This window comes from Brachybacterium sp. Z12 (genome assembly GCF_014400405.1).
GTDB lineage: Bacteria > Actinomycetota > Actinomycetes > Actinomycetales > Dermabacteraceae > Brachybacterium.
Genome location: NZ_CP060496.1, coordinates 3,218,214 through 3,240,418, shown reverse-complemented (window position 1 = coordinate 3,240,418; position 22,205 = coordinate 3,218,214). Strand labels below are relative to the sequence as shown.

The 22,205-nt window shown below is 72.1% G+C and carries 16 protein-coding genes, 1 tRNA gene and 4 pseudogenes; 13 read left to right on the top strand and 8 right to left on the bottom strand.

Annotated elements, in window-relative coordinates:
* Positions 1 to 13: 13 nt before the first annotated feature.
* Positions 14 to 2,278 (bottom strand): glycoside hydrolase family 95 protein, encoded by a 2,265-nt coding sequence (locus H3H54_RS17065; protein WP_262424792.1) that lies wholly within the window; start codon positions 2,276 to 2,278, stop codon positions 14 to 16.
* A gap of 284 nt (positions 2,279 to 2,562) precedes the next feature.
* On the opposite strand from H3H54_RS17065, the gene H3H54_RS17060 reads away from it, so the two are divergent.
* The 4 genes and pseudogenes from H3H54_RS17060 (at position 2,563) to H3H54_RS17045 (ending at position 5,865) form a co-directional block, all read left to right on the top strand.
* Positions 2,563 to 3,717, top strand: a complete 1,155-nt coding sequence (locus H3H54_RS17060; protein ID WP_262424791.1) for a Gfo/Idh/MocA family protein — start codon at positions 2,563 to 2,565, stop codon at positions 3,715 to 3,717.
* A 2-nt stretch (positions 3,718 to 3,719) separates the two neighbouring features.
* Positions 3,720 to 4,514 (top strand): annotated as a pseudogene (locus tag H3H54_RS17055) (DUF993 family protein); the annotation flags it as partial.
* 86 nt (positions 4,515 to 4,600) lie between these two features.
* The gene (locus H3H54_RS17050; protein WP_316249235.1) at positions 4,601 to 5,002 is read left to right on the top strand and encodes a DUF993 family protein; all 402 of its coding nucleotides are present in this window, start codon (positions 4,601 to 4,603) and stop codon (positions 5,000 to 5,002) included.
* On the top strand, positions 4,999 to 5,865 hold the full coding sequence (locus tag H3H54_RS17045) for a sugar phosphate isomerase/epimerase (protein WP_262424789.1): 867 nt from the start codon (positions 4,999 to 5,001) through the stop codon (positions 5,863 to 5,865). Before H3H54_RS17050 ends, H3H54_RS17045 begins: the two co-directional genes overlap by 4 nt.
* Before the next feature lie 294 nt (positions 5,866 to 6,159).
* On the opposite strand, the gene H3H54_RS17040 is transcribed toward H3H54_RS17045, so the two are convergent.
* Together H3H54_RS17040 and H3H54_RS17035 are read right to left on the bottom strand one after the other, a co-directional pair.
* The gene (locus H3H54_RS17040) at positions 6,160 to 7,164 is read right to left on the bottom strand and encodes a LacI family DNA-binding transcriptional regulator (protein ID WP_262424788.1); all 1,005 of its coding nucleotides are present in this window, start codon (positions 7,162 to 7,164) and stop codon (positions 6,160 to 6,162) included.
* A gap of 177 nt (positions 7,165 to 7,341) precedes the next feature.
* A complete protein-coding gene (locus tag H3H54_RS17035; protein WP_262424787.1) occupies positions 7,342 to 8,124 on the bottom strand; it encodes a sugar phosphate isomerase/epimerase in 783 nt (260 codons plus the stop codon).
* Positions 8,125 to 8,276: 152 nt separating this feature from the next.
* Here H3H54_RS17035 and H3H54_RS17030 point away from each other — a divergent pair, with 152 nt between their 5' ends.
* On the top strand, positions 8,277 to 8,819 hold the full coding sequence (locus tag H3H54_RS17030) for a hypothetical protein (protein ID WP_262424786.1): 543 nt from the start codon (positions 8,277 to 8,279) through the stop codon (positions 8,817 to 8,819).
* On the opposite strand, the gene H3H54_RS17025 is transcribed toward H3H54_RS17030, so the two are convergent.
* A complete protein-coding gene (locus H3H54_RS17025; RefSeq protein WP_262424785.1) occupies positions 8,820 to 9,446 on the bottom strand; it encodes a CE1759 family FMN reductase in 627 nt (208 codons plus the stop codon).
* A gap of 70 nt (positions 9,447 to 9,516) precedes the next feature.
* A complete protein-coding gene (locus tag H3H54_RS17020; RefSeq protein ID WP_262424784.1) occupies positions 9,517 to 10,680 on the bottom strand; it encodes an LLM class flavin-dependent oxidoreductase in 1,164 nt (387 codons plus the stop codon).
* A gap of 311 nt (positions 10,681 to 10,991) precedes the next feature.
* Here H3H54_RS17020 and H3H54_RS17015 point away from each other — a divergent pair, with 311 nt between their 5' ends.
* From H3H54_RS17015 to H3H54_RS16990, 6 genes and pseudogenes are all read left to right on the top strand, one after another.
* Positions 10,992 to 12,011, top strand: coding sequence for an isopenicillin N synthase family oxygenase (locus H3H54_RS17015; protein WP_262424783.1), 1,020 nt, complete (start codon positions 10,992 to 10,994; stop codon positions 12,009 to 12,011).
* A gap of 8 nt (positions 12,012 to 12,019) precedes the next feature.
* Positions 12,020 to 13,378, top strand: a complete 1,359-nt coding sequence (locus H3H54_RS17010; protein WP_262426523.1) for a cystathionine beta-synthase — start codon at positions 12,020 to 12,022, stop codon at positions 13,376 to 13,378.
* A pseudogene (locus H3H54_RS17005) lies at positions 13,375 to 14,531 on the top strand (cystathionine gamma-synthase). The gene H3H54_RS17010 and the pseudogene H3H54_RS17005 overlap by 4 nt, the downstream one beginning before the upstream one ends.
* A 163-nt stretch (positions 14,532 to 14,694) precedes the next feature.
* Positions 14,695 to 16,704, top strand: coding sequence for an alpha/beta fold hydrolase (locus tag H3H54_RS17000; RefSeq protein WP_262424782.1), 2,010 nt, complete (start codon positions 14,695 to 14,697; stop codon positions 16,702 to 16,704).
* Between the two features lie 9 nt (positions 16,705 to 16,713).
* A pseudogene (locus tag H3H54_RS16995) lies at positions 16,714 to 17,136 on the top strand (tyrosine-protein phosphatase); the annotation flags it as partial.
* Between the two features lie 37 nt (positions 17,137 to 17,173).
* The gene (locus H3H54_RS16990; protein ID WP_262424781.1) at positions 17,174 to 17,524 is read left to right on the top strand and encodes a tyrosine-protein phosphatase; all 351 of its coding nucleotides are present in this window, start codon (positions 17,174 to 17,176) and stop codon (positions 17,522 to 17,524) included.
* Between the two features lie 68 nt (positions 17,525 to 17,592).
* Here the strand turns inward: H3H54_RS16990 and H3H54_RS16985 are convergent, their stop codons facing one another.
* From H3H54_RS16985 to H3H54_RS16975, 3 genes are all read right to left on the bottom strand, one after another.
* Positions 17,593 to 18,786, bottom strand: a complete 1,194-nt coding sequence (locus tag H3H54_RS16985) for a hypothetical protein (RefSeq protein ID WP_262424780.1) — start codon at positions 18,784 to 18,786, stop codon at positions 17,593 to 17,595.
* 364 nt (positions 18,787 to 19,150) lie between these two features.
* Positions 19,151 to 19,234 (bottom strand) — tRNA-Ser (locus H3H54_RS16980).
* A gap of 69 nt (positions 19,235 to 19,303) precedes the next feature.
* Positions 19,304 to 20,317, bottom strand: a complete 1,014-nt coding sequence (locus H3H54_RS16975; protein ID WP_262424779.1) for a LacI family DNA-binding transcriptional regulator — start codon at positions 20,315 to 20,317, stop codon at positions 19,304 to 19,306.
* Positions 20,318 to 20,449: 132 nt separating this feature from the next.
* Here H3H54_RS16975 and H3H54_RS16970 point away from each other — a divergent pair.
* Both H3H54_RS16970 and H3H54_RS16965 read left to right on the top strand, forming a co-directional pair.
* Positions 20,450 to 21,202, top strand: a pseudogene (locus H3H54_RS16970) (HAD family hydrolase); the annotation flags it as partial.
* 241 nt (positions 21,203 to 21,443) lie between these two features.
* A complete protein-coding gene (locus tag H3H54_RS16965; protein ID WP_262424778.1) occupies positions 21,444 to 22,199 on the top strand; it encodes an HAD family hydrolase in 756 nt (251 codons plus the stop codon).
* Positions 22,200 to 22,205 lie beyond the last annotated feature (6 nt).

The window sequence follows — 22,205 nt, the reverse complement described above, 5'->3', positions numbered from 1 at the left end:
ACCCGCGGCGCGTTCACACACTCGCGGCAGCGGCCTGCGGGCGCAGGGAGGCGACATTGATCGTGAGCGGTTCCGGACCCCTCAGCCCCACGCTCACCACGCGGTCCCCGCAGCGCACCCGGTGGGTGCCCAGCGCGCCCTCGCCGAGCGCGCGCAGCGTCAGCGTCGTCAGCACGCCGCCGCTCCACGTCATGTCCACAGCGACCCCGGGCCGTGCCCGCAGCCCGCGCACGGACCCGTCGGCCATCATCTGCGGCAGGGCAGGCAGCAGCTCGATCTCACCGCGATGGCTCTGGATCAGGCATTCCGCGAGGGCCGCGACGATGCCGAGGTTCCCGTCGATCTGGAACGGCGGATGGGCGGAGAACAGGTTCGGGTAGAGGCCGCTGCGCTCACCCTCCTCGGTCTCGGCATCGCGCAGGAACAGCTCGAGCAGCGACTGGACCCGGTCCCCGCGGTGCAGGCGCGCCCAGAGGCACGCCTTCCACACCAGCGACCAACCGGTGGCCTCGTCCCCGCGGGCCTCGAGGGAACGGATCACGGCCTGCTCCTGCCGAGGCTCCACCGGCCCGTCGCCGGGGTAGAGGAAGCCCAGGTGGGAGACGTGCCGGTGATGCGGCTCGGCCTCCTCGAGGCCGTTGCGATGCCACTCCAGCACCCTGCCGTCGGCCCCGATGCGCGGGCCCGGCATCAGGGTCAGGGCAGAGGCGGCGCGCTGGACCACCGGGTCCTGCTCCTGGCCGAGCAGGGCGGCTGCGTCCAGCAGATGCTGCGTCGTCTCGTGCAGCAGCCACCGGTCCATCCCGGTGCCTTCGCTGAGGCTCACCGCGGCGCCCTCCGCGGTGCGCCAGAGGTTCTCCGGCGAGGTGGAGGGGAAGGTCACCAGATGGCCGTCGGCGCTCTCGTGCAGGAGGCAGAGCGCGAAGGCGACCGCCTCCTTCAGCGCGGGGAACCGCTGCTGCGCGATCTCCTCGGCGCTGCGCCCGCTGAAGGAGGCCAGGGAGTCGAGCTCCCGCTCGAGCCACAGCCCGCCCATCGGCCAGGTCGACCAGGAGGGCTCCCCGCGCACCGGGTCGGTGTATCCCCAGGGGTCGGAGTTGTGGTGGACGGTCCAGCCGTCGGCGCCGTAGAGGCGACGCGCGGTCTCCTTGCCGGCGGTGCGCAGCATCTCCACGTACTGCTCGAGCGCCTCGGCGGCGTCCGGCACGTGGGCGCTCCCGGCTGCCCAGTGGTTCATCTCGAGGTTGATGTTCAGTGTGTAGTTCGAGGACCAGGGCGCCTCCAGGCGCGCGTTCCACAGTCCCTGCAGGTTCGCGGGCGGCAGGCCGGGGCGCGAGGCGGAGGCCAGCAGGTGCCGTCCGTAGGCGAAGGTCGTCGCGAGCAGCTCCGCCTCGGATGAGCCGCCGAGCTCGAGCGCGACCTCGTCGATGCCTGGCAGCGGATGGTCCCGGTGGCGCCTGCGCAGCTCGTCCTCGCCGCGGGCGAGGGCCGCTTCCGCCTGCGCGTTCGCCTCGTCGATGACCTCCTGCACGGCCCGGTCCGGGGCCTGCCCGAGCCCCTGCCAGGTGGTGACCACCGCGCAGACCAGCAGCAGCCGGCCACCCTGCACCTCTGCACGGACCGCGACCGCGGCGCGGCTCGCCCCAGGGCTGTCCCAGGCGACCTCCTCCTCACGGCGGAACTGTCCGGCGGGGACGTCCGATGGGGCGCGCAGCAGCACGGTGAGGGAGCCGGGGCCGACGTCGCGTCGCTCCTCGATCAGCGGGGACGTGAACTCCAGGGCCGGGCGGGCGTGCGCAGGGCAGGGGGCGGTGTGGGCGAGGACCTCGTCGGCCCGGCTGACGAAGGTGAGCTGCTCCCCGGCGTCGGCGAGCACGAGGTGCTCGGCGTGGGAGAGGTCCAGCAGTCGCTCCGCCGGCGTGCCCGACGGGTCGTCGCCGTCGGCGCCCTCGAGCTGCACGCTCAGGTCGCCGACGGGCAGATAGGCCTGCGACCAGGAGGCGCCCAGATGCTCGATCTCCTGCTGCGCCTCCGGCACCGCGCCGTTCTCGAACAGGGTGCGGGAGCGGGCCAGCGCGTCCGAGGCCTCGCGGCGGGCGGTGCGGTGCGGGAGGTCCGTCTCGGGACCGCCGGACCACAGCGTCGATTCGTTGAGCGAGAACGTCGCGCGGCGCGGATCGCCCCAGACCATCGCGCCGAGTCGCCCGTTGCCGAGGGGAAGGGCCTCGAGCCAGCGTTCGGCGGGACCACGGCGGCGGATGACGGGGGAAGGGGGCACGCAGGAGCCTTTCGTCGGGCGCAGGAAGTGGTGGGGCGTCTTCGCCCCGATGCGCCATGCACCGCCCAGGATGCGGCGTTCTCCTTTCTATGGCCACCCCTGTGATCTGTCCCACCGCTTGCCCGCTGTTGCCGCGGGCTCGGAGGTGGCGGCGGGCGATCCAGGGGGCCCCGAATGGGCAAGGGCTTGCCCGGCGTGGCAACGCATGATCTAATCGACGAAAGGAAAGCGGTTACCGCCGGGTGAAGGCGCCGGCGGACGCACAGCACACAGGGAGCATTCACATGGCCACTCGCAGGATCGGGATCATCGTCAACGGCGCCACGGGGCGCATGGGCTATCGCCAGCACCTGGTGCGGTCCCTGCTCGCCATCCAGGCGCAGGGCGGGGTCGAGCTCGCGGACGGCGACCGCCTGCTGCCGGACCTGCTGCTCGTGGGCCGCAACGAGGAGAAGCTGCGCGGCGTGGCCGAGAAGCACGGCCTGACGAAGTGGACCACCGACGTCGACGAGGCGCTCGCGAACCCCGACTACGAGGTCTACTTCGACGCCCTGGTCACCAACCTGCGGGTCGAGAACCTCAAGAAGGCCATCGCCGCCGGCAAGGCCATCTACACCGAGAAGCCCACCGCGGAATCCTTCGAGGACGCCCTCGAGCTGGCCCGCCTGGCCAAGGAGCACGGCACCGTCAACGGCGTCGTCCACGACAAGCTCTACCTGCCCGGCCTGCTCAAGCTGCGCCGTCTGATCGACTCGGGCTTCTTCGGCGAGATCCTCTCCGTGCGCGGCGAGTTCGGCTACTGGGTCTACGAGGGCGACTGGCAGCCCGCCCAGCGACCCTCCTGGAACTACCGCAGCGAGGACGGCGGCGGCATCGTCGCGGACATGTTCCCGCATTGGAACTACGTCATCGAGGAGCTTTTCGGCCGCATCGAGGACGTCTACGCCCAGACTGCCACCCACATCGGGGAGCGCTGGGACGAGAAGGGCGAGAAGTACACCGCCACCGCCGACGACGCCGCCTACGGCGTCTTCCGCCTCGAGGGCGGCACCGTGGTGCAGATGAACTCCAGCTGGGATGTGCGCGTGCGCCGCGACGAACTGGTCGAGTTCCAGGTCGACGGCACCAAGGGCAGCGCCGTCGTGGGCCTGCACAGCGCCCACATCCAGCCGCGCGAGGCGACCCCGAAGCCGGTGTGGAACCCCGACGTCAAGGACGGCCACGACTACCGCGCCGACTGGATCGAGGTGCCCGACAACGAGCAGTTCGACAACGGCTTCAAGGTGCAGTGGGAGGACTTCCTGCGCCACTACGCAGAGGGTCGCGACTACCCCTTCGACTTCCTCTCCGGTGCGCGCGGCGTACGCCTCGCCGAGGCCGGGCTCACCAGCTCCGCCGAGGGCCGCCGGATCGCACTCGACCCGCTGACGGAGGTGTGAGCATGGCGGACGCCCTGACTCTGACCCTGCTCGACGAGGACGGCGCGCTGAGCCGGATCCCGCTGGATGAGTCGGCCGCTTTCGCGCGGCCCACCTCGCCGCTGCGCTCCCGCGTTATCTACGCCGCGGTGCACGTGGTGCCGCAGGCCCATGGGGACAACACCCCCGGCGCCCCGGCCGACATCGACTGGGACGCCACCCTCGCCTTCCGCCGCACCATGTGGTCCCGCGGGCTCGGGGTGGCCGACGCGATGGACACCGCCCAGCGCAACATGGGCCTGGACCCCTCGGCCACCCGCGAGCTGATCTCTCGCACGGCCGATGCCGCCCGCGAAGCGCTCGCCGAGCCGCAGCTCGCCGCCGTGTTCCCCGAGGGGGCGCGCGTGAGCGACCTGGTGGTCGCCGGCGTCAACACGGACCAGCGCAGCGAGCACGAGCTGAGCCTCGACCAGGTCGTCGAGGCCTATATCGAGCAGCTGCGCGCCACCGAGGCGACAGGCGCAGGCGCGGTGCTGATGGCCAGCCGCCACCTTGCCCGGGTGGCGACCAGCGCCGCCGAGTACGAGGACGTCTACCGCCGCGTGCTCGCCGAGGCGAGCGAGCCCGTCGTGCTGCATTGGCTGGGCACCGCCTTCGACCCGCAGCTCGAGGGCTACTTCGGCAGCGCCGACACCACCGTCGCTGCAGACACGCTGCTGCGCATCATCGAGGCGGATCCCGCGAAGATCCGCGGCGTCAAGATGAGCCTGCTGGACGATGCCGCCGAGATCGCCGTGCGGGAGAAGCTCCCGGCCGGGGTGCGCATGCTCACCGGCGACGACTTCCACTTCTCCCACCTCATCGTGGGCGACGGGGCCTGCACCACCGAGACCGGGGAGAGCAGGTGCTCGGCGAGTACTCCGACGCGCTGCTGGGAGCCTTCGCCGCGACCGCCCCCGCGGCCTCCGCCGCCGTGCAGGCACTGGACGCGGGCGACCCCGAGGAAGCGCGACGCATCCTCGACGCCTCCGAGGAGCTGGGCCGGCATGTGTTCTCCGCCCCCACCTTCCACTACAAGACCGGGGTGGCGTTCCTGGCCTGGCTCAACGGCCACCAGAAGGCGTTCGTCATGGTGGGTGGCATGCATAGCGCCCGCAGCCTTCCGCACCTCTCCCGCACCATCGAGCTCGCCGCCACCACCGGCAACCTCGAGCACCCGACGCTCGCCGCCGAGCGCTGGCACTCGATGCTGCGCCTGGCCGGGTACGAGATCGATGCCGCCGTCGTGACAGGAGCCTCCGCATGAACACCCCGCCCTCCGAGCGCCTGGGGACCGGCACCCCGCGCCTGTCCCTGAACCGCTGGAGCTTCCGCACCACGCCGCTCCAGGAGTTCCTCGAGGTCACCGCCTCCCACGGGATCGACGCCGTGGGCCTGTGGCGCCAGGACGTCGCCGAGGTGGGCCTGGACGCCCTGCGCCGACGGGTCGACGACGCCGGGCTGCGCGTCAGCACCGTGTGCCGCGGCGGTTTCCTCACCGCCTCCGCCGAGGCCGACCGCGTCGCGGCGCTCGACGACAACCGGCGCGCGATCGACGAGACCGTCGCGCTCGGCGCCCCCACGTTGGTGCTCGTGGTGGGCGGGGTGGACAAGACGGACAAGGACATCATCGGCGCCCGCGCCCGGGTGAGCGAGGCTGTCGCCGAGCTCGCGCCCTACGCCGAGGAGCGTGGGGTGACGCTGTCCATCGAACCGCTGCACCCGATGTTCGCGGCCGACCGCGCGGTGGTCTCCACCATCGACCAGGCCCTCGACATCGCCGAGGCCTCCGGCAGCGCCGCCGCCGGGGTTGTCGTGGACACCTATCACGTGTGGTGGGACCCGTACCTCGAGCGCGCCATCCAGCGCGCCGCCGCGACGAACCGCCTGTTCAGCTACCAGGTGTGCGACTGGAACCTGCCGCTGGCCGAGGAGCCGCTGAACTCCCGCGGCTACATGGGCGACGGCTTCATCGACTTCCCCTCGATCACCCGCATGATCAAGGACGCTGGCTACACCGGCGACATCGAGGTCGAGATCTTCAACGAGGACGTCTGGGCCACCCCGGCCGACGAATCCGCGAAGATCATCGCCGAGCGCTTCGAGCAGCTGGTGCTGCCTCACGCCTGACGACGAGCTGCGAGGGACGAGCGGGAGGGGTTGGGCAGGCAGGTGGAGCCTGAGGAGCAGGGCGGCCACAGCGGCCTGCCAGCCCCTCGCCACGTTGAGAAAGGTTCCACCCCGGTGGAACCTTTCTCGACGTGGGGCGTCTGCGCGCGATCATCCGCCTGTGTGCCCGACGTATCGGCCGGGGGCCGACTCACTCTTGCCGCGTGCGCCCCAGGTGCGCATCGAGCGCATGGCCTGCTTCGAGGGCGAGCTACGTCAGCTCCTCGCCCGGAGGAGCCATGCCCGGCCGGCCTCTCAGCCGGCGGCAGTGCCCAGCGCCGTCGACTCGCTCAGCAGCACGTCGCCGCGAACATGCACCTCACGGGATGGCGTCGGCGCGGAGTCGTCGTCGCCGGAGGGCTCAGCGGTCTCGAGCACCCACTCCACCGCCTGCTGCGCCATCTCGGCCAGCGGCAACGCGATGGTGGTGAGGGTCGGGTTGGAATCGGAGGCGCCGGGCACTCCGCCGAATCCCGCCACCGCGACCTGGCCGGGGACCTCGACGTCGCGGCGGCGCAGCTCCCCGAGGGCGCCCAGGGCCATGACGTCGGCCGGGGCGAAGACGCACAGCGGTTCGCCGTCGGCGGCGGGAGAGGTGAGCAGGTGGTCGTGGATGCGTTCGGCGAGCATGTGGCCGCCGTCGCGGGTCAGATCCGCCGCCGTGCTCAACTCTGGCTCGATCCCGGCCTCGGTGAGCGCGGCGACGAAGCCGCCGGTGCGGTCCCCGGCCGAGGGGATCCCGGCGATGCCCTCGACCACCGCGAAGCGTCGATGCCCCTCGACCACCAGCGCGGTGGCGAGCTCATGGGACGCGGCGGCGTTGTCCGGCACGATGGTCCGTCCCATCCCGAGGGACTGGCCCAGGCCCACCACCTTGCCGCCGTTGCGCTCGAAGCCCTCGAGCAGGGTGCGGATGGCGGCGTCGGACTCGGTGCCGTAGCGGTGCGATCCCACCAGCACCAGCGCATCGACCTGCTGGGCGATCAGGGAGCGCAGCGCGCGGATCTCGGTGTCGATCTCGCGGTCCGTCTGGGTGAGCAGCACCTGGGACTGCGAGGCGAACACCTGCTGCTGGACCTCGCGGGCGATCGTCGCGAAGTAGGGGTCGGCGATGTCGTGCACCACCAGGCCGATCAGGCCGGAGCGTGACCGGGCCAGGGCCTGCGCCTGGGCGTTGGGGACGTAGCCGAGCCGATCCGCTGAGGCCTGCACCTTGTCCGCGACGGCCTTCCCGGGCACCCTGCTGGAACCGTTGAGCACGCGGGAGGCGGTGGCCAGGAGACCCCGGCGTCCTGGGCGACGTCGCTGAGGCGCACGGCGGGCATCTGGGCTCCTTCTGCAGGGGGTCCGGGAAACGCTGTCCCCGATCTGGCAAGCATAACGACGCGGTGCGCCGCGAGGGGTGGAAAGGCCGACGCCGGGTGGCCATCGGCACGTCTACCGGAGGGTCTCTTCCCCTGCCGCGATCAGGGCGCGCAGCGTCTGCGCCTCACGGTGCAGCAGGGACGGATCGTCCTCGGGGACGAACTCGAGCAGCGCATCGCGCGGCGTGCCCTGAGCGGCGAGGATCCCGAACGCCTCGCGCCACAGTTCAGCGCGATCGGCCAGCGCTAGACGCTCGCTGCGCGGCCACCATGAGAAGACATGGATGGTGGAGGCGCGGGGGAGGACCCGGCGGAGCGTGTCGAGCGCGTCCGCAGCGGGCATGCCCTGATGCGGCTGCCAATAGGAGAGCACCGATCCGCGGTCGACCTCGTCGAGCAGTCGCAGGGTCGAGCCGATCTCGTCGGTGAGCGTGCGGCCGTGGAACTCGAGGCCGACGTCGATGCCGTGCACGGCGGCGCGGTCCGCGAACTCCTGCAGGCGGCGCACGATCCGTGCCCGGTCCTCGGCAGGGACGTCCGCCGAGTCGGCGCTGCCCGCCCAGACCCGGATCCGTGGTGCGCCGAGTTCCCGGGCGGCGGCGAGCGCTCCCTCGAACTCGGCGCGGACCTCCTTGTCGGTGCCCTCGAAGCGGAGGTACGAGCCGTAGGAGGCGACGGCGAGCCCTGCCTGCTCCGTGAGCTCGCGGGCTCGTCGCGCCGCGTCGATGTCGCCGGGCGGGACATGGGCGTCGCCGGCCCATTCGATGCATTCGAGCCCGGCGTCGCGGGCGTGATCGACGATGGTCGCGACGTCGAGGTCGCGGAAGGTGACGGAGCACAGGCCGGGTCGGATCATCGGTCCTCCTGGACGACGTGCGGACGGCAAAGGAAAGCGATTGCCTCGCCCCACTCTACCTTTCATGAGAGACCTCTCATGATCGTCTGTCCTAGCTCTCATGCAAACCGAGTGCACTGTGCTCATCCGCAGGTGACGACGAAGGGGCTGGCATGAGGAAGAAGACGATCTGGACCGTGGTGGCGGGCACCAGCGCCGCCGTGCTCGTCCCGGGTGTCGCCTACGCCCTGGTCGCCGGCGGCGCCTCGATGCCCACCGAGGGGCCCGGGGTCGGCAACGGCGGCGCCGACGCCTCGATCGAGGACCCGAGCCTGGCCTCGCCCGCCCTCGAAGCGGACCTCGAGCCCGCCTCCGAGGGGCCCGGCCCCACGCAGGTCCCCGCGACCGAGTCCCTGAAGTCCGCAGGGTCTGCGCTGTCGCCGATCTCCGCCCCGTCGGCCGTGACCGCGATCTCTGCGATCTCCGCCCCGACGCCGGCCCCCGCGCCGGCCCCGCGATCGACCACGCAGAAGGCGCCGGAGGCCCCGAAGTCCTCGACGAAGAGCTCGACGAAGACCTCGACCACGAAGAAGACCGCACCGGCGCCCAAGAAGAACGTGCAGTCGGCGCCGTCACCGGTCTCCGCGCAGTCCCCGGTCACCCCGCCGTCGCCGGACAGCCCCGACTCACCGCAATCCCCGGACTCCGCGGACTGATCAGTCGCGGCCCAGCAGCTTGCCCATCGGCACGAAGTCGGAGAACTCCGCGTCGAGCGAGCTGCCGGTGACAGGTGCCGCGGCAGCCTCCTGCTCTGTCCCGTCGGCCGCTTCGGCGGAGTCGCCGAGCCCGGAGCGCAGCATGGTCGCGAGCTCCGCAGCGGCCCGGCGCACCCGCACCGTCAGCGGCTGCTCGTCGGCCTGCCCCTCGGTGTCCGCACCGAAGTCCGCCGAGGCGGCGAACACCGCCGTCGGCACCATCTCGGACTTGAGGTAGCTGAACATCGGGCGGATCGCGTAGTCGATCGCCAGCGAGTGGCGGGCGGTGCCGGCCGTTGCGCCGAGCAGCACCGGCTTGCCTTTCCACAGCTCGATGTCGACCGCGTCGAAGAACGTCTTGAACAGCCCGGAGGGGCCGACGTTGAAGACGGGGGTGACGGCGATGACCGCATCGGCCGCCCGCACCTGCTCGATCACCATCGACAGCCGCTCGTTCGGGAAGCGCGTGAGCAGCGCATCGGTGATGTCGTGGGCGTACTCGCGCAGCTCCACGGTGCGCACCTCGACCTCGGTGCCGTCGCGGCCCAGCGCCGCCGCGGCCTCGCGGGAGAGCTGATCGGTGAGCATCCGGGTGGAGCTGGGGTGGAGAGCCCGGCGGTGAGCGCCAGGAGGCGATAGGTTCTGGGTGTCGTGCTCATCAGCGCTGTCCCTTCGCGTCCTCGGCGCGCAGGCCGGTCCAGTTGTCACCGGTCTCGAACCTGTAGGCGTCGTCGAAGGCGCCGCGCTCGGCTTCGGCGGCGGCGACCCGGGCGGCGTGGGTGGGGGCCTCGGGGACGTCGGCCGGACGGCGCGCGTCGAGCTCGCGGCGCAGCACCGGGACGACCTCGGTGCCCAGCAGCTCGATCTGCTCCAGGACTGTCTTCTGTGGCAGGCCCGCGTGGTCCATGAGGAACATCTGGCGCTGGTAGTCGCCGACGTTGTCCGCCATGGTCAGGTAGCGCTCGATGACCTGCTCGGGAGAGCCGACGGTCAGCGGGGTCTGCGCGGTGAAGTCCTCCATCGAGGGGCCGCCGCCGTAGACGGGGGCGTTGTCGAAGTAGGGGCGGAACTCGTTGATCGCGTCCTGGGAGTTCTTGCGCATGAACGCCTGCCCGCCGAGGCCCACGTAGGCCTGATGGGCCTTGCCGTGGCCGTAGTGCTCGTAGCGCTCGCGGTACAGCTGCACCATCTGCTTGGTGTGGGACATGGGCCAGAAGATGTTGTTGTGCAGGAAGCCGTCACCGTAGTAGGCGGCCTGCTCGGCGATCTGCGGGGAGCGGATCGAGCCATGCCAGACGAAGGGTGCGACGCCGTCCAGCGGGCGCGGGGTGGAGGTGAACTGCTGCAGCGGGGTGCGGAACTGGCCCTCCCAGTTCACGACGTCCTCGGTCCACAGGCGGCGCAGCAGGTCGTAGTTCTCGATCGCGATCTCGACGCCCTTGCGGATGTCCTGCCCGAACCAGGGGTAGACCGGGCCGGTGTTGCCGCGGCCCATCACCAGATCGACGCGGCCGCCGGTGAGGTGCTGCAGCATCGCGTAGTCCTCGGCGATCTTCACCGGGTCGTTGGTGGTGATCAGTGTGGTCGCGGTGGAGAGGATGATCTCCTCCGTCTGCGCGCCGACGTAGGCGAGGGTGGTGGTGGGGGAGGAGGTCACGAACGGTGGGTTGTGGTGCTCGCCGATCGCGAACACGTCCAGCCCCACCTGCTCGGCGAGCTTGCCCTGCTCCACCATGGACTTCAGGCGCTCGTTCTCGGTGGGCACCCTGCCGGTGGTGGGATCCGGCGTGATGTCGGCGATGGTGAAGATTCCGAACTGCATGGCTGGGGCTCCTTAAGGGTGCGACTGGTCCTCGGGAGGGGAGTCGGGGTGGCCGGGGCTCTTCGTCCGACACGCCCTCTCAGGTTGATTCAACTTTAAACTATCGGACGGCGAGGCGCAACCGTTCGGTGATGTCCGTCGCCGCGAGACGGCCGTCGACCCTTGGTGCAATAGTTTGCTAATGTCACCCCATGGCTCTACTTATGCTGCGTCGTCGCGTTGTGGACCTGCTGCGGTCGGGCGCGGACCGGTGTCCTGTTGCGCATGCGCGCTGACACCTCGCCACCCACATGACTCGAAGGGCCCCTCTCATGACTACGACATCGCTGTCCCTGCCCGTCCTCGACCTGTCCCTCGCCCACGATCCCGCCACCGCGGAGGACTTCCGCACCTCCCTGCGGGAGGTCACTCACGACGTCGGCTTCTTCTACCTCGTCGGCCACGGCGCGGACCCCGAGCTCGCCCCGCGCCTCATCGACGTGGCCCGACAGTTCTTCGCCCTGCCGGAGGCGGCGAAGCTCGCCATCGAGAACACGCTGAACCCCCACTTCCGCGGATACACCCGCATCGGCGGGGAGCGCACGCAGGGAAAGGTCGACTGGCGCGAGCAGATCGACGTCGGCCCCGAGCGCGATCCCCTGCCCACCGGACCCGACCACCCGGACTACAACGTGCTGCAGGGCCCGAACCCGTGGCCCGCCGCGCTGCCCGAGCTGCGCACTGTCCTCACCGCGTGGAACGCGGCGATGGCCGAGGTCTCCGACCGGCTCCTGGCCGCATGGGCCCAATCCCTGGGACAGCAGCGCGACGTCTTCGCCGCGGCATTCGGCGACGCACCCGCTTCCCTGACGAAGGTGGTGCGGTACCCCGGCCGAGAGCCCGGCGGCACCGAGCAGGGTGTGGGCTGGCACAACGACTTCGGAGTGCTGACCCTGCTGCTGGTCGAGCCGGGCACGCGTGGCCTGCAGGTCGAGTACGACGGTCAGGCGCTGGACGTCCCGCCCGTGGACGGTGCGCTCATCGTCAACATCGGCGAGATGCTCGAATGGGCGACCGACGGCTATCTCAAGGCCACCCGCCACCATGTGCTGGCGCCGCCCGCCGGCACGGACCGCATCTCCGTGCCCTACTTCCACAACCCCTCCCTCGACGCCGTCTTCCCCAGGATCCAGCTGCCGCCCGAGCTGGCCGCCCGAGCGCGGGGCGTGACCGCGGACGCGGACGAGGACGAGATCCTCGCCGAGTACGGCCGCAACGCGCTGAAGAGCCGTGCGCGCGCCCATCCGAACGTGGTGGAGGCACACCATCCCCACCTGAAGAGGAACCGATGAGCCGGGAGATGACGTATGCCCGCTCCGTGGTCGACCTCATCGGCGGCACCCCACTGGTCCGCCTGAACCGCGTCACCGCGGGGATCGAGGCCACGGTCCTGGTCAAGCTCGAGTACCTCAACCCGGGCGGATCGATCAAGGATCGGATCGCGGCGGCGATGATCGAGGACGCCGAGCAGTCGGGTGCCCTCGCCCCTGGTGGCACGATCGTGGAGCCGACCAGCGGCAACACCGGCGTGGGTCTGGCCATGGTCGCCCAGGGCAAGGGGTACCGGTGCATCTTCGTGGCACCGGACAAGGTGGGCGCGGAGAAGCTCGACGTGCTGCGGGCCTACGGCGCCGAGGTGGTCGTCACCCGCACGGACGTGCCGCCGGAGAGCCCGGACTCCTACTACGGAGTCTCCGACCGTCTCGTCCGGGAGATCACCGGCGCCCACAAGCTCGACCAGTTCTCCCACCCCGCCGCCCCGCGGAGCCACTACGAGACCACCGGGCCCGAGATCTGGGAGGACACCGCGGGGCAGGTCACCCATCTGGTCCTCGCCGCCGGCACCGGCGGCACCGTCACCGGCACCGGGCGATACCTCAAGGAGGTCTCGGACGGTGCCGTGGAGGTCGTCGTCGCCGACCCCGAGGGGTCGGTGTACTCCGGCGGGAGCGGACGGCCCTACTTCCTCGAGGGAGCGGGCGAGGACATGTGGCCGGCCAACTACGACCCCACCGTGCCCGACCGGGCCCTCGCCGTCGACGACGCCGAGGCCTTCGCCATGACCCGGCGCCTCGCCGAGGAGGAGGCGCTGTTCGTCGGCGGCTCCTCCGGCATGGCGGTGGTCGCGGCCCTGCGGACTGCTCGGGACCTGCCCGCTGAGGCCGTCGTCGTCGTCATCGCGCCCGACGGGGGCCGCGGCTACCTGGGCAAGGTGTTCAACGACGGCTGGATGCTGGCCCACGGGTTCACCCGGGCCGAGAAGGGCCCCGTGGCCGCGGACGTGCTGGACGCGCAGCGCGAGGTCGCCTCCGTCGGCCCGCGGACTTCCCTTGCCGACGCCGCCTCGACGCTGCGAGCCTCGGGACTCGGCCAGATCCCGGTCCTCGCCGCACCGCTGCCGGCCCGCGAGGGCGAGATCCTCGGCGCCGTCACGGCGGACGGCCTGGCCCGGGCACTGCTCGCGGGCGCCTCGCCCACCGACCCGGTCAGCGAGCACCTGAGCGAGATGCCGACCGTCGGCACCGGCCAACCGCTCGATGCCCTGGCCGACCTGCTGGCCGACGTCCCCTCCGCCCTCGTGCTCGACGGCGGCCGCGCCGTCGGGCTCCTCACCCGCCACGATCTGCTCACCCACGCCGCAACACAGGAGACACGATGACCGAGACCACCCCCGGATTCGACACCCGCGCCATCCACGCCGGGCAGGGGCCCGATGCGGCCACGGGCGCGGTGAACGTGCCGATCCACCAGTCCTCCACCTTCGCGCAGGACGGCATCGGCGGCCTGCGAGGCGGGTACGAGTACGGCCGGGCGGGCAACCCCACCCGGACCGCGCTGCAGGAACAGCTCGCCGCGATCGAGGGCGCGAAACACGCATTCTCCTTCGCTTCGGGCCTGGCCGCGGAGGACGCCCTCCTCCGCGCCCTGCTGAAGCCCGAGGACCGGATCGTCATCGGCAATGACGTCTACGGTGGGACCTACCGGCTCATCGACCGGGTGCTCGGCCCCTGGGGCGTGCGCCACCAGGTGGTCGACATGTCCGACCTCGCCGCGGTGGAGGAGACCGTGACCGGCGGCCCCACCGCCCTGGTCTGGGTCGAGACGCCCTCGAACCCGAGGATGACGATCTCCGATATCGCCGCGGTGGCCGAGATCGCTCACAGGGCCGGTGCCCGCCTCGTGGTCGACAACACGTTCGCCTCCCCCTACCTGCAGAACCCGCTCGCACTCGGCGCGGACATCGTGGTGCACTCCACCACGAAGTACATCGGCGGGCACTCGGACGTCATCGGGGGTGCGGTGATGCTCGACGACGACGCCGCGGCCGAGAAGATCGGTTTCATGCAGTTCGCCGCCGGTGCGGTCTCCGCCCCCTGGACGCCTTCCTCACCTCGCGCGGGATCAAGACCCTCGGCGTGCGCATGGAACGCCACTCTCAGAGCGCCCAGGCGATTGCCGAGTGGCTGCAGGGCCGCGAGGGCGTGCAGGCCGTGCACTACCCGGGGCTCCCCGACCATCCCGGGCACCAGCTCGCTGCCGCCCAGATGCGCGGCTTCGGTGGGATGCTCTCGGTGTCCTTCACCGGTGGGGCCGAGGCCGCCCGCACGGTGGCCGAGTCCACCCGCCTGTTCACCCTCGCCGAGTCGCTCGGCGGGGTGGAGTCGCTGGTGAACCATCCCGCGCAGATGACCCACGCCTCCGTGCAGGGCACGGAGCTCGCCGTGGGCGATGACCTGCTGCGTTTCTCCGTGGGCCTGGAGAGTCTCCCCGACCTGCTGGCGGACCTGGACCAGGCGCTCGCCCGCCTCTGAACCGGGGTCCGCGCCGCGGCGGAGGGCCGGCCCGGCGCCGCGGCGCGGCACCCCGTCCGGGCGCGGCCCTGGGAAACCGGTGCTCCGCCCCGGCCGTCGGTGGCAGGATGGCATGTCATGACACGAGCGAGCGAGCATCGAGACCCTGCTGGACGCGACCCGCTTGGCGGGCCTGATCACGACCGAGGGCGGCAGGATCCTCGCGAAGATCTCCTCCCTGGACGCGAAGGGCACCGCCTACCGCAGCTCCCTGGTCGAGCTGGACGGCGAACGGATCGTGCCGCTGACCCGGGGCAGCTCCTCCATCGGCGCCGTCGCCGCCGACGAGGACGGCACCACCTGCTTCACCGCCAAGCGCGTGGGCGAGGACGGCGAGGAGGCCGACGACGCCCAGCTGTGGGCGCTGCCCCTGCGCGGCGAGGCCCGCGAGCTCGCCTCCCGACCCGGTGGCTTCGGCGGCCTCGCCCTCGCGGGGCGCCACCTGATCGCCGAGCTCGAGGTCCATTCACAGGCCGCCGACGAGGTCGAGCATGCCCGCCTCACGAAGGAGCGCGAGAGCGCGAAGGTCAGCGCCGCCCTCCACTCCGGCTTCCCCAGCCGCTACTGGGACCACGACCTGGGCCCCACCCGCCCCGTGCTCGCGATCGCCACCCTCCCCGAGGACCTCGCCGGCGCCGAGGCCACCGCCCCCGCCGGGAAGGACAGCGAGGACGCCGCTGACTCGGAGGACGGCAGTCCCCGCGAGCAGGTGCTGCACTTCCGCCACCTGACCATGCCCGCCGGCCGCCTGGTGAGCTGGACCGTGGACCGCAGCGGAACCCGTGCGCTGGCCTCGATGCAGGATTCGCGCGGGGACCTGCTCGGCACCCCCGATCTCTACCTGCTCGACCTCGTCGGTGCCCAGCCCCCGCAGCTCCTGCGCGAGGCCACCGCCGAGCTCGAGTTCAGCCCCGGCGAGTTCAGCCCCGACGGCACGCATGTCCTCCTCGGCCGCGAGCGCACCTGGACCGCGGAGGCGAGCCTCTCCAGCACCGTCGAGCTGCTGGACCTCGCCACCGGCGAGTCCACGCCGGTGTGGCCCGAGCTGGACCACTGGGTCTCCCCGGTCTGGCTTGACGAGGACACCCTCGTCGCCACGAGCGACGACCAGGGCCGCGGCTCCGTCTGGATCGGCGGGGTCACGGATCCCGCACCGCGTCGCCTCGCGGGCGGCCCGGGCCAGGACCTCGCCTTCTCCGCGGCCTCCGTCGCCGGCGGCGCGATCATCGCCTCGGCCTCCGGGATCGCCGTGGCCCCCTACCCGGTGCGCATCGACCCCACCACCGGCGAGGTGCACGAGCTGCCGAATCCGGCTGACGCCGTCGCGCCCGTCGGCACCCTCACCGAGGTCACCGCGACCGCAGAGGACGGCACCGCGCTGCGCGCCTGGCTGCGCCTGCCCGAGGGTGAGGGCCCGCATCCGCTGGTCGTCTTCGCCCACGGCGGCCCCTGGGGCTCGTGGAACGCCTGGACGTACCGCTGGAACCCGAACCCCTTCGTGGACGCCGGCTACGCCGTGCTGCTGCCGGACCCGGCGATCTCCACCGGCTACGGCCAGGCGATGATCGACCGCGGCCAGCACGAGCTCGGCGGCGCGCCGTACACCGACATCATGGCGCTGACCGACGCCACCGAGGCCCGCGCGGACATCGACGCCGAGCGCACCGCCTTCGCCGGCGGCTCGTATGGCGGCTACATGGCGAACTGGGTGGCCGGCCACACCGGTGACCGCTTCCGCTGCATCGTCACCCACGCCTCCCTGTGGGACACCGAGACGATGGGGCACACCACCGACAACTCCGGCTGGGACCGTCCCATGCGCACCCAGAACCCGCAGTACAACCCCAAGGAGCACGTGCGGGAAATCGTCGCGCCGATGCTCGTGATCCACGGGGACAAGGACTACCGGGTGCCGATCGCCCAGGGCCACGCCCTCTGGTACGACCTGCACGAGTTCTCGGCCACGCCCCGCGACGCCGAGGGCCGCACCCGCCACCGTTACCTGTACTACCCCGACGAGGGCCACTGGATCCTCGGCCGCGGCAACGCGCAGGTCTGGTACGAGACCTTCCTCGGCTTCCTCGACGAGCACGTGCGCGGCGAGGCGTGGCAGCGCCCGGCGCGGCTGGGCTGAGGCGGGCCGATGGCGACCCTCCTGCCCGGGACCTCCAATGCACGCGACGTCGGCGGTCTGGCGCTGAGCGGCGGCGGCACCATCCGCGCCGGGGTGCTGCTGCGCGCCGACGCGCTGTCCTCGGTGACCGACGACGGCCTCGCACTGCTCCGGGGCATCGGGACCGTGATCGACCTGCGCACCCCCGCGGAACGTGAGGGCGCACCGGACCGGCTGCCGGGCTCCGGCAGGCTCCGCGTCCTGGAGCGACCGCTGCTCGAGGGCGCGATCGCGCAGCTGGCACCGCAGGCCGCGGCCCTCCGCGAACGGCTGACGGAGACCGGGCCGAGCGCGGAGATGATCGAGGCTCTCCGCGCGCAGATCCCCACCCTCGCCGGGCTCTACCTCTCGATGCTCGAGCATGGGGCGGAGATCATCGCCGAGTGCGCACGGGCCGTCGCAGCCCCTGCCGATCCTGACCGGGGGCGGTGTGCTCATCCACTGCACCGCCGGCAAGGACCGCACCGGCGTCGCCGTCGCGCTCCTGCTCGAGGCGGGCGGCGCGGAGCGGGAGGCTGTCGTCGCCGATTACACCCGCAGCCAGGCCGAGCTCGCCGGCCCCTGGGCGGAGCGCATGCTCGAGGGCGTGCGCGCCGCCGGCCTCCCCGTGCTGCCCGAGATCGAGCAGCTCGCGGTCTCCACCCCGGCCTCCGCGATCGAGGCCGCGCTCGCCGAGGTGGACGCGCGCGGAGGAGCGGCGGCATATCTGCGCTCCGGTGGGCTGAGCGATGACGAGCTCGCCCAGCTCCGCGCGCGACTGCGGGAGGAGTCCGGCGCCTGAGCCTCAGGCGGGGCGGCAGGCTGGAGCGGCTCCGAGGTGCCGGGTGCCTCCGGCATTCGGTCGTGGGATCAGGTCACCTGATCGACGTCGGCCGTCCAGGTGTTGCACCGGGACAGATCCCCTTGCGATTCGAAGCCGCGTTCGGTCCACATCGCCCGCGTCTCGGGGCGGACGTTCCGCGGAGCCTCGCCCTCGTTCCAGCTGGCCGGATCGGTGAGCGCTTCACGCAGCGCAGGGCCGGGCTCGGCGGCGGTGGGGACCTGCATCGACGCCGCAGCGGCCAGGCACTGCTGGCTCAGGTTGTAGCGCCGCCAGGACTCGTCGAAGCGCTCCTGGTCGGTGCCGTCGAGCTGCTTCCTCAGGGTCTGGAAGTAGACGATCAGCGTGCTGTTCCAGTGCACGGCGTGCATGTAGACGTACGAGAGGTCCCACAGGTAGGCCCCGGGCACGTTCGCGGGGTTGGTGAGCTCGAGCGCCATCCCGTAGCTGTCGGGCCAGTAGAGCGTGGAGTCGAGGTTGCACATCCGGGGGAAGTCGGCGGAGAAGTCCGTGTCGCAGGCGGCCTGCGCCGGCACCTCGGGATGCGTGTACACGACGATCTTCGGGCTCACCCAGGGCAGGCCGCGGTCCGAGCTCGCGGTGGACCAGACCTGGTTCAGGCAGGTCGCGGAGGCGTCCAGCACGGCCTGGAGCTCCTCGGCGTCCGGCTGGATCGGGGTCTCAGGCAGGTCGCAGGTGGGCAGGGTGGGCAGGGTGCCCTCGGTCAGAGGGTTGTTCCCCATGATCTCCCACAGCTCGTCGGGGCTGCCGGTCGGAGGGTCGTAGGGCACGGCCAGCTCGAAGGCGGTGGGCTCGGGGTCCGCAGGCGTCGTGGACTCCGTCTCGCTCGGCGTTGCCGGATCCGTGGAGCTCGTCGCGCTCTCGGCCGGGGTGTCCGACGCGATCGGGACGTCGTCCCCGCCCTGGCGCAGCACGAGGTACGTGAGCCCGCCGCCGACCACGAGCACCATCGCCAGCACGCAGGTCATCGCGACGCCGATCAGCGCCCACGGGGCCCTGCGCGGCGGCTTGCCGCCGGGGAAGCTCGGACCCTGGGGGCCCTGGGGGCCGCCGTATCCCGGGCCTGTCGGCCCGCCCGGGCCACCGGGAGGCTGGGCCTGCCACGCCGCGGGCGGCGTCGCGCCGTACGCGGCGCCCTTCGGCCCACCGCCGTGAGGCTGCCCCGTCGGGGGTTGTCCGTCCTGGGGCCCCCATGCTGCCACGGCCCGTCCTGCGGCCCCTGGCCCTGCCCGCCCCATCCTGAGCTCGACATCGGCTCCCCTCCGCTCGTGTCACAACCCTGCTGGGGGCAGGATATCGGCGCAGGCCGCGCTCGGCTGGGCGGAGACGGCGGCGCCCCCCCCAGCCAGGGCCGCCGAGGCCGTGGCTGCTCCTGGCGTCCGACGCCCTGACGTGCATGGACTCCGTGGGAGATGTGCCAGGTCCCGATGCGGTCACGAGTGTGCAAGGTCGACAGGGCGTGCAGGGCGGTCCGAGGTGACGCCCGGCGCGCGGCCAGCCGGGCGCGGGCATGTGAAAGGCCCCCGATCCGCGAACATCGTCGCAGGTCAGGGGCCATTCTCTGTGCGGAGGATGGGGGATTTGAACCCCGAGGGCGTTAACCCAACACGCGTTCCAGGCGTGCGCACTAGGCCGCTATGCGAATCCTCCAGCGCTCTCGTAAGAGCAGGCATCAGCGTACCCGACGCCCCGGGGTGGTGCGAACCAGGCGGATGCAGGTCACACTCCGGCTTCCGGGCTACGCTGCCGCAGCGCCGGGCCGGGGCCGGTCGAGTCGCGGACCTTCAGCACCGGCTCGACGCTCGCGGAGGCGTCGTGCGGGCGCCCGGCGAGGCGCTCGCGCAGCATCTGCGCGGCCAGCTTCCCCATCTCCTGGCGGGGTTGGTTCACGCTCGTCAGGTGGGGCCGCACCGTGAGCGCGACCGCGGAGGAGTCGTAGCCGACCACGCTGAGCTGCGCGGGGACCTGGACTCCGAGATCGGCGGCGCGGTGCAGCACCTCCACCGCCGCGATGTCATTGGCCGCGAACACCGCGGTGGGTGCGTCGGGATCGCCGCGGCGCAGCGCCCGTAGCAGCAGCTCGATGCCCTCGGGGGCGGAGCCGGGGCCGATCACCTGGACGCCCTCGCGCAGCCCCTGCCGCTCGGCCTCCGCGAGGAAGCCCACCCGCCGCATCGCCGGTCCCGGGCGGGTGGAGAGGGTGACGTGGGCCAGGCGCCGGTGCCCGTGCTCGACCAGGTGGCGCACGGCAAGCGCCGCCCCTACCTGGTCGAGGTTGCGCACCACATCGGTGCCCGGGACCGCATCCTGCATCCTCCCGATCACGACCACCGGCACCGCGGCACCGGCCGGTTCGAGCGCCTGTGGGGTCAGCCACGTGGTCACCGCGACGATGCCGTCCACGTCGAGCTCGAGCAGCCGCTGCAGCTGCTGCTCCAGATGGGCGCTGTCCCGCCGGCCATGGGCGATGACCACGCCGAGCCCGAGCGTTTCCGCCTCGGCCTCGATCCCTGCGATGACATCCGTGTGATACGGGTTCCCGAGGTCCGTGGGGATCACCCCGATCAGACCCGCGCCCCGCGCCCGTCGGCCGTAGCCGAGGCGTCTGGCCGTGGAGCGCACTCGCTCCCGGGTCGCTCGCGAGACCCCGGGGCGGTCGTTCAGCGCCATCGAGGCGGAGGCCGAGGAGACCCCGGCCGCCCGGGCGACGTCCGCGAGCGTGATCCGATCCATGACACCGGTCTACACCACGAATTCTGCCTGTTGACCTCCAGATCTGAAGAGTTTCAGGTCCAGAGCCGAAAGTGTGCCGGGAGGTTCACCGGGAATTCATGGGGCCACCGGAGTCTCTTCCTAGCGTTGCTGATGCGACGTCGGGATCCCGCCGTCCCCCTTCCTGATCGGAGAGACGTGAGCACTGCGCCTCGCAGCCCGCAGCCGGGCCCCACCATCCTCGGACCCGCCCCCACCGTCCTGTCGGCGACTCGGCCCGGCACCCCCGCTCCGGCCCCGCAGGCGCTGCTGCTGGACTTCGGCGGCGTGGTCATCTCCACCACCTCCCGCGTGACCTGGGCCCGGGAGCTCGCCGAGATCGTGGTGGAGCGCGCCCGCGCCGTCGGCGCCGTGCTCGAGACCGCCGAGGTCGAGGACTCCCTGCGCGTGGGCCGCGCCGCCCTGTCGCTGTGGAAGAACGCCGCCAGCCGCCGCCTGGCCCCGCGTGAGCTCGAGCCACGCGAGATCGTCGAGGACTTCCTGCTCGCAGACCTGCCGGCGACCGTGCGCAGCGCTCTGTCGCTCGACGCCCAGGAGCTGCTCGCCGCGATGGCGCCCCTGGTCGCCGAGCACCACCTGCGCCCCGGCATCACCGAGCTGCTCACCGAATGCGCCACCCGCGGGATCCGCCTCGGGATCGTCTCCAATGCTCACTCTGGCCGCGCGCACCGCACGATCCTCGAGAATCTCGGTCTCGCCGACGCTTTCGGAGTGCAGATCTACTCCGACGAGGTCGGGATCCGCAAACCGCATCCGGACATGATCCGCCTGGCCACCGAGGCGCTGGGCGTCACCCCGCAGGAGGCCTGGTACGTCGGAGACACCCTGGACCGTGACGTGGTCGCCGGGCGCCGCGCCGGCGTCGGCGCCGTGGTGATCACCCGCGACCGCCGCACCGACCACCCGCCCTTCCGCATCACCGACATCCCTGACCTGGTGCTCGAGTCCCCGGAGGGCCTGCTCGCACCGCTGCGGGAGGCGTTCGAGGGGAGGGAGCCCCGGTACCGGCCGATGGGGGCCCGCCCCGGCCCAGACTTCGAGCCCCGCGGCCGCACGCCGCCCGGCGCTGCTGCTGGACCACGGCGGGGTGATCACCCTGTCCACCCCGAATCCGCAGCGCTTCACCGAGGTCGCCGCCCGGATCCTCGCGCTGTCCCAGCGGATCGGGAGCCCGATCGACCTGGCCACCGCCGAGCGCGCCGCCGCGGAGGGCTGGGACCGCCACCGCGCCCGCAAGCGGGCCCGCGACGCCTCCGCCGACCCCGCGCACCGGCACGAGGAGATCGACCCGGCCATGCTCTGGGGCGACCTGGTCGGCGCTGATCTGCCCGCACCGCTGCGTGCCGCCCTGCGGCTCGAGGGCCCGCAGCTCTCCCTCGCGCTGCACCGGAACAAGAACCTGCCCGCTCCGCGCCCCGGCGCGATCGAACTCATCCGGTGGTGCCATGAGCAGGGGGTCGTCGTCGGCATCGTCTCCAACACCATCTCCGGCCGCGGGGTGCGGGAGATCCTCGGCCGCTACGGTCTGACCGCGATGATCGGCCCGTCCGCCTACTCCGACGAGGTCGGGGTGCGCAAGCCCGGCGGTGCGATCTTCGAGGCCGCCCTCGCCGGGCTCAGCACCGACCGGGCCGACGTCGTCTACGTCGGCGACAAGGCGCTCAACGACGGCCGCGGAGGCCGCGACGCCGGCATCGGCACGATCTGCCTGCTGCGCGGCGGCAAGGACTCCGACGAGCTCCTCGAGGCCGCGCTGGCCGGCGGCGACGCCGACCATGTGCTCGACTCCCCGGCCCAGGTCATCGACGTGCTCTCCGCGCTGCTGCCGGCTGGGGCGCGCTGATGCCCT